16 protein-coding genes are annotated in these 11,939 nt (G+C 43.7%); 1 reads left to right on the forward strand and 15 read right to left on the reverse strand.

The annotated features are described in order from the left end of the window. Positions 1-8: 8 nt before the first annotated feature. The 5 genes from CC90_RS0106710 to CC90_RS0106730 form a co-directional block, all read right to left on the reverse strand. A complete protein-coding gene (locus CC90_RS0106710; RefSeq protein WP_031390025.1) occupies positions 9-722 on the reverse strand; it encodes an ABC transporter ATP-binding protein in 714 nt (237 codons plus the stop codon). Between the two features lie 14 nt (positions 723-736). Then, entirely contained in the window at positions 737-1,495 is a 759-nt protein-coding gene (locus tag CC90_RS0106715; protein ID WP_031390026.1) for an ABC transporter ATP-binding protein, read from the reverse strand. A 2-nt stretch (positions 1,496-1,497) separates the two neighbouring features. Continuing rightward, on the reverse strand, positions 1,498-2,589 hold the full coding sequence (locus tag CC90_RS0106720; protein WP_031390027.1) for a branched-chain amino acid ABC transporter permease: 1,092 nt from the start codon (positions 2,587-2,589) through the stop codon (positions 1,498-1,500). 9 nt (positions 2,590-2,598) lie between these two features. Next, positions 2,599-3,483, reverse strand: a complete 885-nt coding sequence (locus tag CC90_RS0106725) for a branched-chain amino acid ABC transporter permease (RefSeq protein WP_031390028.1) — start codon at positions 3,481-3,483, stop codon at positions 2,599-2,601. 160 nt (positions 3,484-3,643) lie between these two features. Continuing rightward, on the reverse strand, positions 3,644-4,897 hold the full coding sequence (locus CC90_RS0106730; protein ID WP_031390029.1) for an ABC transporter substrate-binding protein: 1,254 nt from the start codon (positions 4,895-4,897) through the stop codon (positions 3,644-3,646). 217 nt (positions 4,898-5,114) lie between these two features. Here CC90_RS0106730 and CC90_RS0106735 point away from each other — a divergent pair, with 217 nt between their 5' ends. Beyond that, positions 5,115-5,327 carry a DUF378 domain-containing protein gene (locus tag CC90_RS0106735; RefSeq protein WP_031390030.1) on the forward strand — a complete coding sequence of 71 codons (213 nt, stop codon included), beginning with the start codon at positions 5,115-5,117 and terminating at the stop codon, positions 5,325-5,327. A 135-nt stretch (positions 5,328-5,462) separates the two neighbouring features. Here the strand turns inward: CC90_RS0106735 and CC90_RS0106740 are convergent, their stop codons facing one another. The 10 genes from CC90_RS0106740 to CC90_RS0106785 all read right to left on the reverse strand — a co-directional run bounded on the left by CC90_RS0106740 (position 5,463) and on the right by CC90_RS0106785 (position 11,916). Then, positions 5,463-6,848, reverse strand: a complete 1,386-nt coding sequence (locus tag CC90_RS0106740; RefSeq protein WP_031390031.1) for an MATE family efflux transporter — start codon at positions 6,846-6,848, stop codon at positions 5,463-5,465. A gap of 28 nt (positions 6,849-6,876) precedes the next feature. Further along, positions 6,877-7,242 carry a ribosome silencing factor gene (gene rsfS, locus CC90_RS0106745; RefSeq protein ID WP_031390032.1) on the reverse strand — a complete coding sequence of 122 codons (366 nt, stop codon included), beginning with the start codon at positions 7,240-7,242 and terminating at the stop codon, positions 6,877-6,879. After that, entirely contained in the window at positions 7,235-7,849 is a 615-nt protein-coding gene (gene yqeK / locus CC90_RS0106750; protein WP_031390033.1) for a bis(5'-nucleosyl)-tetraphosphatase (symmetrical) YqeK, read from the reverse strand. Before yqeK ends, rsfS begins: the two co-directional genes overlap by 8 nt. Positions 7,850-7,889: 40 nt before the next feature. Continuing rightward, positions 7,890-8,507 (reverse strand): nicotinate-nucleotide adenylyltransferase, encoded by a 618-nt coding sequence (gene nadD, locus CC90_RS0106755; RefSeq protein WP_031390034.1) that lies wholly within the window; start codon positions 8,505-8,507, stop codon positions 7,890-7,892. Positions 8,508-8,535: 28 nt separating this feature from the next. Beyond that, positions 8,536-8,826 carry a ribosome assembly RNA-binding protein YhbY gene (yhbY, locus tag CC90_RS0106760; protein WP_031390035.1) on the reverse strand — a complete coding sequence of 97 codons (291 nt, stop codon included), beginning with the start codon at positions 8,824-8,826 and terminating at the stop codon, positions 8,536-8,538. A gap of 17 nt (positions 8,827-8,843) precedes the next feature. Next, a complete protein-coding gene (gene obgE, locus CC90_RS0106765) occupies positions 8,844-10,127 on the reverse strand; it encodes a GTPase ObgE (protein ID WP_031390036.1) in 1,284 nt (427 codons plus the stop codon). Between the two features lie 67 nt (positions 10,128-10,194). Continuing rightward, positions 10,195-10,479, reverse strand: coding sequence for a 50S ribosomal protein L27 (rpmA, locus tag CC90_RS0106770; RefSeq protein WP_031390037.1), 285 nt, complete (start codon positions 10,477-10,479; stop codon positions 10,195-10,197). Between the two features lie 4 nt (positions 10,480-10,483). After that, positions 10,484-10,813, reverse strand: a complete 330-nt coding sequence (locus tag CC90_RS0106775) for a ribosomal-processing cysteine protease Prp (RefSeq protein ID WP_031390038.1) — start codon at positions 10,811-10,813, stop codon at positions 10,484-10,486. Between the two features lie 6 nt (positions 10,814-10,819). Then, positions 10,820-11,125, reverse strand: a complete 306-nt coding sequence (rplU, locus tag CC90_RS0106780; RefSeq protein WP_031390039.1) for a 50S ribosomal protein L21 — start codon at positions 11,123-11,125, stop codon at positions 10,820-10,822. Between the two features lie 224 nt (positions 11,126-11,349). Continuing rightward, on the reverse strand, positions 11,350-11,916 hold the full coding sequence (locus tag CC90_RS0106785) for an NUDIX hydrolase (RefSeq protein ID WP_031390040.1): 567 nt from the start codon (positions 11,914-11,916) through the stop codon (positions 11,350-11,352). Positions 11,917-11,939: the final 23 nt, after the last annotated feature.

Below are 11,939 nucleotides of genomic sequence, written 5' to 3' on the forward strand. Positions count from 1 at the left end.
CCTCCTAATTACACTTCGCCAAGATAAGCCTTTTTTATGGAATCATCGTTTAAAAGATTGCTTGCTTTTCCTTCCAGCACGATATTGCCCGTTTCGAGCACATAAGCGCGATCTGCGATGGAAAGCGCTTTCTTTGCATTCTGTTCCACCAAAAGGACCGTTGTACCGCTTTCACTTACTTCCCTGATAATATCGAAAATCTCATTTACAAAAATAGGTGATAAGCCCATGGAAGGTTCATCCATAAGAATGATTTTGGGATGTGACATAAGAGCTCTTCCCATCGCTAACATCTGCTGCTCTCCGCCGCTGAGTGTACCTGAAACTTGATTCTGGCGCTCCTCCAGACGAGGAAACCTTTTATAAACAGATTTTAATGTATTTTCAATTTCACTTTTATCCTTACGTGTATATGCTCCCATTTTCAGATTCTGCAGTACGGTAAGCTCTGAAAAAACTCTTCTTCCCTCCGGAACATGGGCCATTCCCATAGATACGATTTTATACCCGGGAATCTTTGTAATATCCTGTCCTTCAAAGGTAATGCTTCCTGTCTTTGCAGAAAGCAATCCGGTTATCGTATGGAGGATTGTTGTCTTTCCGGCACCATTGGCGCCGATCAGCGCAATAACCTCTCCCTCGTTTACGTCGAAGGAAATACCCTTAATCGCCTGAATTACGCCGTAATACACTTCCAGATCCCTGATTTCAAGCATTGCCATTTTACTGTTTCCTCCTATTCTCCAAGATATGCTGTAATTACTTGAGGATCGTTGAGCACCATTCCCGTTTTACCCTGCGTGAGAACGCGGCCGAAATTGAGTACCGTCAGCTCTTCGCAAATGCCGGAAACTAATTTCATATCGTGCTCTATCAATAAAATGGTCATCTTGAATTCATCTCTTACAAAACGAATCGTGTCCATCAGCTCTCCGGTTTCATTCGGATTCATACCTGCCGCAGGTTCGTCGAGAAGCAGCAGCTTGGGATTCGTTGCTAATGCCCTGGCAATTTCTAATTTACGCTGCTTTCCGTAGGGAAGATTGGAAGCCAGATAATCAGCTTCCTTGTCCAGATCAAAGACCTTCAAAAGCTCCATCGCCCGCTCATTCATTTCTTTTTCCACCCTGAAATACGAAGGAAGCCTGAGAATTCCCTCTATCGCTGAATAATGGTATGTGTTATGAAGCCCTGCTTTTACATTATCCAATACCGACAAGGCCTTAAAAAGACGGATGTTCTGAAATGTTCTGGCGATGCCGGCCTTATTGATATCCATAGTCTTCAGGCCGGTAATGTCCTGCCCGTCCAATTTGATAATTCCTTCGTTGGGCTTATACACCCCTGTCAGGAGATTGAATACCGTAGTTTTTCCGGCACCGTTAGGTCCGATCAGACCGTATAGCTGTCCTTCTTTTATTTCGATCTTAAAGTCGTCCACCGCTCTCAGCCCGCCAAAAGAAATGGTTAAATTTTTAACTTCCAGTAACGCCATAGCTATTTAACCTCCTTTCCTTTGGAAAGTTTCTTAGGGAAATACTTCTCCTTCATGCGCTCTTTCCATTCAATCGCTTTCGGACTCCAGTTAAATAACATCATAACGATCAATACAATCGCGTAAATGAGCATTCGGTAGTCACTTAGACCTCTTAGAAGCTCAGGCAGTAAGGTGAGAACAATTGCTGAAATAATAGAGCCTCTGATATTCCCGATGCCACCCAGCACCACGAATACGAGAATCATAATGGACATGTTGTAGCCGAAATTCTTAGGAAGCGCGGTAAGGGTCGATAAATTGTGGGCATACAGCACTCCCGCTACGCCTGCAATCGCCGCAGATAGGGAAAACGCCATCAATTTATATTTGGTAATATTGATTCCGATAGATTCCGCCGCAATGCGGTTATCACGGATGGACATAATTGCCCGTCCGTCCCTCGAATGAATCAGATTCAATATAATGATCAAGGATAAGAATATCAGAATGACTCCCATGGTAAAGCTGGCATCGTGGGGAGTTCCGGTAATGCCCTGTGCACCGTTTACTATGACCTCTCCTTCTGCATCCATATTCAGGGAAAAGAAATCCTTCATGGAAAAATGAAAGCCGTTTTTATCTCTTCCTATATACATAACATTTACAAGGTTCTTAATAATTTCACCGAAGGCTAACGTAACGATGGCCAGATAGTCACCCTTCAGTCTAAGAACAGGGATGCCGATTAAAATACCGAAAATCCCTGCTGAAACAGCTCCGATAAGAAGTGCGGTAATAAATCGTACTCCATCAGGCATGGCACCGTTCATGCACTTCGAGAAAAAAGCGCCGGCAAATGCACCTACACACATAAAACCCGCATGTCCCAAGCTGAGCTCTCCTAAAATGCCTACGGTCAGATTAAGTGATATTGCTAACATCACATAAATGCAAAGAGGGACCAAAAGGCCCTCCATCAGGCTGGAAACATTGCCGGTAACTAATAATAGCTGAACTGCAATATATAATACCAGTACCATCAAATAAGTGATGAAGTTGTTTTTTGTTATTTTGTTTAGTTTATGGGGATATATCCCGGATGTTTTATTCATGACAGCACCTTACACTTTCTCCTGTATTTTCTTTCCTAAAATACCGGTAGGCTTCACGAGAAGGACGATAATCAATACCGCAAAAACAATAGCGTCCGCCATTTGGGAGGAAATATAAGCCTTTCCCAAAATCTCGATAATACCCAATAAAATACCGCCGATCATAGCGCCGGGAACGGAGCCGATTCCTCCGAATACTGCGGCCACAAACGCCTTAATGCCGGGCATTGCTCCCGTATAGGGCGTCAGGGACGGATATGCAGAACAGAGAAGCACGCCTGCTACGGCGGCTAACGCAGAACCGATAGCGAAGGTAAGGGCTATCGTCTTGTTCACGTTGATTCCCATTAACGATGCTGCGCCTTTATCCTCGGATACGGCTAACATCGCTTGTCCTGCCTTCGTCTTATTTATGAATAAGGTAAGCAAAATCATAACTATGATTCCTACCACAATGGTCACAATTGTCTCTCCTGAAATTACCATATTGCCATCCGCAAATTTCAGCGGTTTGACAGCAACAACAGAAGTAAAAGATTTGGTATTTGCCCCGAAAATGAGCAATGCCAAGTTCTGGAGCAGATAGCTGACGCCGATAGCCGTAATCAAAACCGCCAAAGGAGAAGCGGCGTTACGAAGCGGCTTATATGCGACCCGTTCAATCGTTATACCAAACACAGTACAAACGATAATTGCAGTCGCTATGCCGAGAACAGGAGGCAGACTAAGGGTACTCACTATGGTAAATACGATAAAAGCTCCTACCATAATTACATCGCCATGGGCGAAATTAAGCATTTTTGCAATACCGTAAACCATCGTATAGCCCAGAGCAATAATCGCATATACGCTGCCGAGACTGATGCCGTTGATTAAATAAGAAATAAAGCTCATAAGAAACACCTCTTCGTATTTTTTATACCCCGTAAAATCAAATTATAACATTAATCCCCTTTACACGCAAGAAAATGAAAGAACAAAAGAGATATTAACAAAAGGGATACCAAAGCGCATGGACTGCGCTTTATAGTATCCCTCTTTGGCCATTTCATTATTACATAGCTACGTATACGCCGTTCTCAATCTTAACAGCCTTGGGAGCTTTGTTCGGCTCACCGGAAGCATCCCATGTCATGCCCACACCGGTAAGACCGTCCAGAGTAATCTGAGTCATTGCCGTTTTCATAGCGTCACATATTGCAGACGCATCCATATCGGGAGTAAGCCCTGCTTTTTCTGCCGCTGCTTTAATCGCATAGATGGCATCATAAGCATCTGCCGCAAACTGGTTCGGGGTATCTCCGAATTTTTCTTTGAACGTTGTTACAAAATTCTGTGTCAGCTCATCCTGTGCATCTGCTGCAAAGGGTGTAAGGAGCATAACGCCTTCCGCCAAAGAAGTATCGAAGTTTTCAACATCGAGGATGCCGTCCAGACCGTCGCATCCGAAGAAAATAGGTGAATAATTCATCGTGGCAGCCTGAGAAAGGATCAAGGACGCTTCTGTGTAGTAAATAGGCAGGAATACAAGATCTGCGCCGCTATCCTTTGCTTTCTGAAGCTGTACGGAGAAGTCCGTCTTGCTGTCTGCGGTGAAAGCTTCTGCCGAAACAATTTCAAACGGCTGACTTGCCGATTCTGTCACAAATTTCTGATAAATTCCGGAAGAATAGATATCCGAACTGTCATAGATAACAGCAACCTTTGTCGCTACCGCATTGTCTCCGATGTACTTCGCGGAAGCCATACCTTGGTTAGGATCGGAGAAGCACACGCGGAATGCATTGTCATATTTAATTGCTTCTATTGAAGAACCGGAGGGAGTTAACTGGAACATATTGTCGGCTGATGTCTTCTCAACGACAGCCACGCAGCATCCGCTGGTAACCGTTCCCATAAGTATCTGCATATCCCAGTCCTTCAGCGTATTATAAGCATTTACTGATTTCTCAGGATCATTCTCATCGTCCTCGAACTTGAATTCTATCTGATAGCCGCCGATACCTCCGGCTGCATTAATTTCATCCACTGCGAGCTGAGCCGCATTTTGTACCGCCATACCGTATACCGCAGCACCTCCGGTGGTAGGTCCGATTCCGCCGATTTTAAACACACCGCCCGCAGCACTCTCTCCTGCCGCCGCTGTACCCTCAGCCGTCGCATCTGTACCTTCAGCAGCTGTATCAGCTGTAGCTGTCGTATCCGTACCTGCTGCAGCATCCGTACCTTCCGATGCCGTACTTCCGCAGCCGGCAAACAAAGTCATAGCCATAGCCGAAGCCATTGCAATACTCATAAACCTTTTCATACATTTTTCCTCCTCAAAAATAATTTTTGAATGTATACTAGTATACTATCATTTTCGAATAATCTTACTCTGAATAAAAATTTTTGTCAATGTTATTTTAAACATTTTATGTAAATTAAGCAAAATACGCAGAAAATTTTGCATTAATATACATAAATGCAATGGGAATGGGGAAAATAAAACCGATACAAAAAAATTCTTGAATGGAGGTCTCGTCATGAATAATAAAGTACTAGATTGTATCGCTTTGACAATTGTTATTATTGGAGCGATCAACTGGGGGCTCATCGGCTTTTTTAATTTCGATTTGGTAGCCCTTATATTCGGCAGTATGTCTTGGATATCCAGAATCATATATGCTTTGGTCGGAATTTGCGGTTTATATCTCATTACCTTTTATATGTATGTCGGAGGAACAAGAAGAGATTAAATCAGGAGAAGTGCGCGAAGCGGACTTTTCTGGTCTTAACATAAGGGCAACACGCATAGTGGATTGCTCTTATGTTAAGCAAAAACGGCGCTTCTTTTTTTGAAGCACCGCTTTACATAGACAAGTTAACAGTAACTATTTTTCCACTTCGATAATCTTCTGTATCCAGACGCCTTTTTTCACAAGCACAAAGCCTATGATACACTTGATAATATCGATGAGCTGACAGAACAGATACAGCACGATAATATAAATGCCAGTATATCTGGTCAACACAAAGGCCAGTGGAATATTCACTACCCATACGTATACACTGTCGAAGAAAAAGGTAATCCATGTTTTTCCTCCTGAGCGCAGGGTAAAATAAGTAGCATGGGTAAAGGCATACAAAGGCATGCACAAAGCCGCAATCATGATAAAACGGGAGGCTAGCTGACGTATTTCCGTTGTCGTATTGTAAATTACCGGGAAAAACGGTGCTACAAGTGACATGAGCAGCCCGATTCCCACGCAGCTTGCCACAGAGAAAAAGATGAGCTTTCTGTCCGTTTCCTTCGCTTCCTCCATCTTGCCGGCCCCCAGAAGCTGACCTACGATAATTCCCACAGAACTTCCCATAGCAATGAACACTACGTTGAACACATTGGATATAGTGGAAGAAATATTGAATGCCGCTACTACGGAGAGTCCCCGCACCGAATAGCATTGGGTGAGCACTGCCTGACCGCTGGCCCAGAGGATTTCATTCACCATAAGGGGAGTCCCCAATATAGCTACTTTCCCGATAAGATGCGCAGGTATATGGAAACTGCGGTATGCCCCCTCAATAAACCGGTGCACCTCTCTGTGCTTGTATGTCCAACCGGCGATAATTCCAAATTCCACAAAACGGGCAATGGTAGTGGCGATTGCCGCTCCTTCCACTCCCAGGGCAGGTGCTCCGAACTTGCCGTAAATCAATATGTAATTTAAAACAAGATTGACAAATACAGCAGCAATTCCTGCTTTCATCGGAATAACAGTCTCTCCTGTCTCACGCAGAGTGGAGGCGTATGCCTGAACGAAAGCGAAAGGCATCATTTCCAACATCATAATACGCAAATACTGCTTCGCATACATAAGTGTTGCGCTAATAGCTTCTGAATCGTTAGTTTCGTGCAGATAGAGGCCGATTAAGCGCTCGCCGTAAAGCGAAAATACAGCAAGGCCTATTATCGTTATTCCTACGCTGATCAGAACTTTTACACGAAAGGTATCCCGTACCCCTTTATGATCACCGCTTCCGAAAAATTGGGCCGTAAAAATACCTGCACCGGAGACGCCTCCGAAGATGCAGATATTGAATACAAATATGAGCTGGTTAACGATTGCTACGCCGGACATTTGTTCCGTCCCTACCCGCCCGACCATAATATTGTCAAGCAGGCTGACAAAGTTTGTAATTCCGTTCTGAATCATAATGGGTATGGCTACTGCCAGTACCATCATATAGAACTTTTTATCTCCTATATATCTTTTCATGGTTATCCAATCCTTATTTCAAGTCCTCTCAGCCTTCCGTCACCTCGGATAAGCTTATCTGCTTTCCGTCGCGCCAAATGCGCTCAAGATCATAAAACAGGCGGTTTTCCTTATCGAAAACATGTACGATGATATCGCCAAAGTCAAGCAATACCCAATTGGCGGTATCGTATCCTTCCATTTGCTTAAGGTTAAGTCCGGCTCTGCCAAGCTTTTCCTCCACGTTGTCGGAAAGTGCCTGTATCTGACTTCTGTTGGTGCCGCTCGCAATAATGAAATAATCGGCGATGATCGATACATCGCTAATATCGATAACTCGTATATCCTCTGCTTTTTTATCCTCTAACGCCTCGATGGCGAGTTTTGTCATTTTCTTGGATTCTTCTTTATTCATTCAAATTTCCTTCTTTCTTATTCATTTCTGCCCGATTTTTATAAAAGTCATAAGTCTTCTGTGTCATCGGGTCGATATCTCCGTCAATTGTGTTCAAATAGATAAGGGTATCTCCTAAAATATGAAGCAGCGCTTCATCCAAATCAACAAACGCCAGTCTTCTGATTTCCGACAGATTAGGTGCCTGCTTTCTTACAGGCTCGATATAATCGGATACATACACGATCTTTTCCAAGAGGGACATGTCAGGCCTGCCTGTGGTATGGTTTAAAATGGCATTTATTGTGTCCGTATCCCGGATATTATATTTCTGCATGGCAATATAGCTTCCCACCTTCGCATGCAGTAAAAACGGATTATTCCTCTCGATGTCGTTTACACTGATATTGTGCTTTTCACATATCGATAATCTTTTTTCATTGCTTAAGCATTTTGCACAGTCGTGAAGCATTCCTGCCGTCTGTGCCTTTGTGATATCTGCGCCGTAGCGCATCGCTAGGGCTGCCGCCGTATAAGCCACTCCCAAGGTGTGCTCGAAGCGTTTGTCGTCCAAGGTTTTCTCCATGGCCCGTCGAATTTTCTTTATATTGGAAGACTTAGATCGCATCCGTTTCAACCTCCATTATCTTAGGGGATTTTTCTCTGTTTTATTTATAGTATAAACGATTTTCATCCATGTAAGCAATTACTTTATCAGGAACCAGATAACGGATAGAAAGCTGCTCCCTCCTTCTGTTGCGAATATCTGTAGAGGAAACAGGAATTTCCTTCATTGGAAGGGGAAGAATGCGGGCGTCGTATTTTTGGGTCAGGTATTCCATTTGCTCCGTAAGCTCCTTATGGCCTTTATCGTCCCGTATTGCCGCAAGTATCGTGCAGTTTTCGAAAATAAGCCGTGATTCTTTCCAGCCTTCTAAATGAAACAGGCTGTCTGCTCCCACTATGAAATAAAACTCGGTATCCGGTTCTTCTCTTCGTAAAAGAAGAAGGGTTTCGTAGGTGTAGGTATTGCCCTCCCTTTCCACCTCTATGGCAGACAGCTTAAAAGACGGATTATCCTCAATGGCAAGCCTTGTCATGGCAAGACGCATCCGTTTATCCGCAACATCAGTTCCTTCTTTCATATAGGAACACCCGCTCGGTATGAAGAGTACATCGTTAAGTTCGAGCGCTTCCCTTGCCGTTTCAGCAAGCAGCAGATGGCCTATATGGATAGGATTGAAGGTGCCTCCCATGATTCCGGTTTTTTTTCTGTACTTTTCCATAAAACAGCATCCCCTTTCATACGTTAAGTCATGAAGGCAGAATAATTTTCTTGTGATCTTTGCTTTCTTTATACAATACGATTTTTTTGCCGATTACCTGAACTACCTGGGAGTGGGTACGTTCTGCAAGAACTTCGGCAATAGACTTCGGTTCGTCCATGCAGTTCTTTAATACAGCGACCTTGATAAGCTCTCTCGTATTGAAGGCTTCTGCTACTGCCTCCGTCACTTCCGGCGTCAGGCTGGACTTGCCGATTTGAAATATAGGGTCAATATTGCTCGCGAGGCTTTTTAAATAGCTTCTTTGTTTGCTCGTCATAATAAATTTCTCCTAATCTATTTGTAATAATCGAAGGAAAGCCCATACATTCGAACGGTATCGCCTTCTTTAATGTCAAGCGCTTCTAACTCTTCCAGTATTCCGTTTTCCTTTAAGAAATTCTGGAAGAAGGAAAAACCTTTTTCGGATTCCAGATTAGTATAACCTAACATCCTCTCGATACGGGGACCTTCTACCACATATTCATCCGCATCCTCATCATAAACAACCGTATAGGGTTCGTTTCCGGAAGCCGTCTGGAATTCGGGAAAATATTCCTGCTCAAAAATCATAGGCTTATCGTCCATTTGAGCGAGGAGGTTGTTTACATAGTATAAAAGTTCTCTTACACCTTCTCCGCTTATGGCAGAAATGGGAAATACCTTTATGCCTTTAGGCTCGAATTCATTCTTAATCTTCTCTAATGCATCCTCGTCGTAAAGCATGTCTATTTTGTTAGCGGCGATGACTTGCGGCCGTCTGGCTATTTCCGGGTTGTAAGCATCCAGTTCCTTGTCAATAGCATAAATATCGGATACAGGATCTCTGCCCTCGGTAGATGCTGCGTCCACGATATGAATGATGAGCTTGGTCCTCTCGATATGACGAAGAAATTCATGTCCCAGACCTATGCCCTCAGAGGCTCCTTCGATGAGTCCCGGGATATCGGCGATGACAAAGCCCTTTGCATCCTCAAGATCCACTACGCCCAGATTGGGATTCAGTGTCGTGAAATGATAATTGGCTATCTTAGGCCGGGCATTGGTTACTCTCGCTAAAAAGGTGGATTTTCCCACGTTAGGAAATCCCACAAGCCCTACATCCGCAATGACCTTCAGCTCTAATTGCAGTTCTAATTCTAAAGCGGCCTGTCCGGGCTGCGCATACTTAGGAGCCTGCATCGTGCTGGTAGCATAGTGCTGATTGCCCTTTCCGCCCTTGCCTCCCTTTAAAAGGACGATACGTCTATTATCTCCCGACATATCCGTAATAACTTTTCCACTCTGGGCTTCTTTGATGACGGTACCGTGGGGAATCTTAATAATAATATCTTCTCCATTTTTGCCGCGGCAGTTTTTCTTTCCGCCTTCTTCACCGTTCCCGGCGCTGTATTTGCGGATGTGTCTGAAATCCGTAAGGGTATTAAGGCCCTCGTCTACCTCAAAGATTACGCTTCCGCCGTCCCCGCCGTCTCCGCCGTCCGGGCCGCCGTTAGGAACATATTTTTCTCTTCGGAAGGAAACGTGTCCGTCTCCGCCCTTTCCGCTCTTTATATATATTTTTGCTATATCTGCAAACATTGCATTCCACCTCTAAATGATAAAACAGGCTTCAAACACTCAATATGTTTGAAGCCCGATTCGTTCGTTATTTCTCGACAGGATATACGGAAGCTTGTTTTTTATCTCTTCCTTTTCTTTCAAATCTAAGTACACCGTCCACTAATGCGAATAATGTGTCATCTCCGCCTCTACCTACGTTTACGCCGGGATGAATCTTAGTTCCGCGCTGTCTGTACAGAATATTTCCTGCTTTTACGAATTGTCCGTCAGCTCTTTTCGCACCAAGTCTTTTGGATTCGGAATCTCTACCGTTCTTGGTAGAACCAACACCCTTTTTGTGAGCGAAAAATTGAAGGTTCATATTTAACATGGTTTTACACCTCCTCGAATTTAAGTGTTACATACTTTTTGCCGTACTGTTTTTCAACGTCCGACAATCCAAGTATCATGGAATCCATAAGGAGCTTTCCCTTTTCGGACAGGCTTTCTTTGAAAAGGCAGTCAATATAGCCTGACTCCTCATCGGAAGAAACGTCCATATCTTCCCCGGCCAGCTCTTCCATCGAATTAATGGTATTGATGACCAGCATGGATACAGCGGCACAGACGATGTCCTTACCGTTTTTAGCGAAGCCTGAATGTCCTTTGCAGGTAAATCCCTTATATTCTCCATTTACATTTTTTTTAACAATAACCGTTGTCATAAAGCATTACGCGTTAATTTTATCAATCTTAACCTGAGTGTATGCTTGTCTATGACCATTTTTCTTATGATAACCGGTTTTTCTCTTATACTTGTAAACGATAACTTTCTTTCCTCTTCCCTGCTCCATCACTGTTGCAGTTACGGTGGAATTAGCTACGTCACCGGCAACCTTAAGCCCATTATCGCTGATAGCGATAACCTGATCAAATGTTACAGCACTTCCCGGCTCCATATCGAGCTTCTCAACTCTGATCACGTCGCCTTCGGAAACCTTATACTGTTTTCCACCTGTGGCAATAATTGCGTACATATTGCACCTCCTAATAATTTACTCGCTAGAGTCGGCGGCTTCCTCGAAAAGGACGCACTTCAAGCCTATCTATGCGGCATACTTCGTTAGTTTATCATTCCATTTTCCCGATGTCAAGATATTTTCAAAATATATGAAATTTTCTAAAATTACTCCTTTAAAATCACAATGCGTTTTTGCGAACAAAGTTTACCAAAAATCCGGGGTTGGCAATCTTTCAAATATCAGATATCCGAAAGATTCTGAGCTTTAGTAAAAAAATAGGCGATAATCTGCGCTCTGGAACTGAATTCCTCCGTTTTCATAAGCTGCGCTACTTCTTCCTTCGTGTAAAAAGCCGCTTCGATCATTTCATTATCCGAACTGTGATCCTCGAACTGACCTTGTGCCTCTACGAATACAATGTGCGTCTTCATGTCGGAAATGGCTACAGCAGCATAGGAAGCGGGAAGAATATCGATAATTCGCTTTACGCCAAGGCCGGTTTCCTCATATAGCTCTCTGGAGATGCACTCCTCTACCGTTTCTCCGTCCTCCAGCATTCCGGCACAAAGATTATAAATGCTTTTGTTGATTCCCATGCGAAATTCCTTCAATAAAAGAAGCTGTCCATCCTTTACGGCGACGATGGACAGGCCGCTCACATTGCTGCCGATGTCCTCCACGCCGTCTAATTCCTTGCGGCTGACTATTTCGTATTTTTTTTCACGTCCGGCTTTGTTGAGATAGGTAAGCTCATAGTTTTTTAAATACTTGCCGTCTTTTACTTTTTCCATTTTAATGATTTTCATGCGCTATCTTCCTCCTATATCCC

Origin of the sequence: Kineothrix alysoides, from assembly GCF_000732725.1 — a bacterium.
GTDB lineage: Bacteria > Bacillota > Clostridia > Lachnospirales > Lachnospiraceae > Kineothrix > Kineothrix alysoides.

Coding starts and splice junctions, on each gene's coding strand:
- CC90_RS0106710 (WP_031390025.1), bottom strand. CDS start 722: ATGGCAATGCTTGAAATCAGGGATCTGGAAGTGTATTACGGCGTAATT.
- CC90_RS0106715 (WP_031390026.1), bottom strand. CDS start 1,495: ATGGCGTTACTGGAAGTTAAAAATTTAACCATTTCTTTTGGCGGGCTG.
- CC90_RS0106720 (WP_031390027.1), bottom strand. CDS start 2,589: ATGAATAAAACATCCGGGATATATCCCCATAAACTAAACAAAATAACA.
- CC90_RS0106725 (WP_031390028.1), bottom strand. CDS start 3,483: ATGAGCTTTATTTCTTATTTAATCAACGGCATCAGTCTCGGCAGCGTA.
- CC90_RS0106730 (WP_031390029.1), bottom strand. CDS start 4,897: ATGAAAAGGTTTATGAGTATTGCAATGGCTTCGGCTATGGCTATGACT.
- CC90_RS0106735 (WP_031390030.1), top strand. CDS start 5,115: ATGAATAATAAAGTACTAGATTGTATCGCTTTGACAATTGTTATTATT.
- CC90_RS0106740 (WP_031390031.1), bottom strand. CDS start 6,848: ATGAAAAGATATATAGGAGATAAAAAGTTCTATATGATGGTACTGGCA.
- rsfS (WP_031390032.1), bottom strand. CDS start 7,242: ATGAATAAAGAAGAATCCAAGAAAATGACAAAACTCGCCATCGAGGCG.
- yqeK (WP_031390033.1), bottom strand. CDS start 7,849: ATGCGATCTAAGTCTTCCAATATAAAGAAAATTCGACGGGCCATGGAG.
- nadD (WP_031390034.1), bottom strand. CDS start 8,507: ATGGAAAAGTACAGAAAAAAAACCGGAATCATGGGAGGCACCTTCAAT.
- yhbY (WP_031390035.1), bottom strand. CDS start 8,826: ATGACGAGCAAACAAAGAAGCTATTTAAAAAGCCTCGCGAGCAATATT.
- obgE (WP_031390036.1), bottom strand. CDS start 10,127: ATGTTTGCAGATATAGCAAAAATATATATAAAGAGCGGAAAGGGCGGA.
- rpmA (WP_031390037.1), bottom strand. CDS start 10,479: ATGTTAAATATGAACCTTCAATTTTTCGCTCACAAAAAGGGTGTTGGT.
- CC90_RS0106775 (WP_031390038.1), bottom strand. CDS start 10,813: ATGACAACGGTTATTGTTAAAAAAAATGTAAATGGAGAATATAAGGGA.
- rplU (WP_031390039.1), bottom strand. CDS start 11,125: ATGTACGCAATTATTGCCACAGGTGGAAAACAGTATAAGGTTTCCGAA.
- CC90_RS0106785 (WP_031390040.1), bottom strand. CDS start 11,916: ATGAAAATCATTAAAATGGAAAAAGTAAAAGACGGCAAGTATTTAAAA.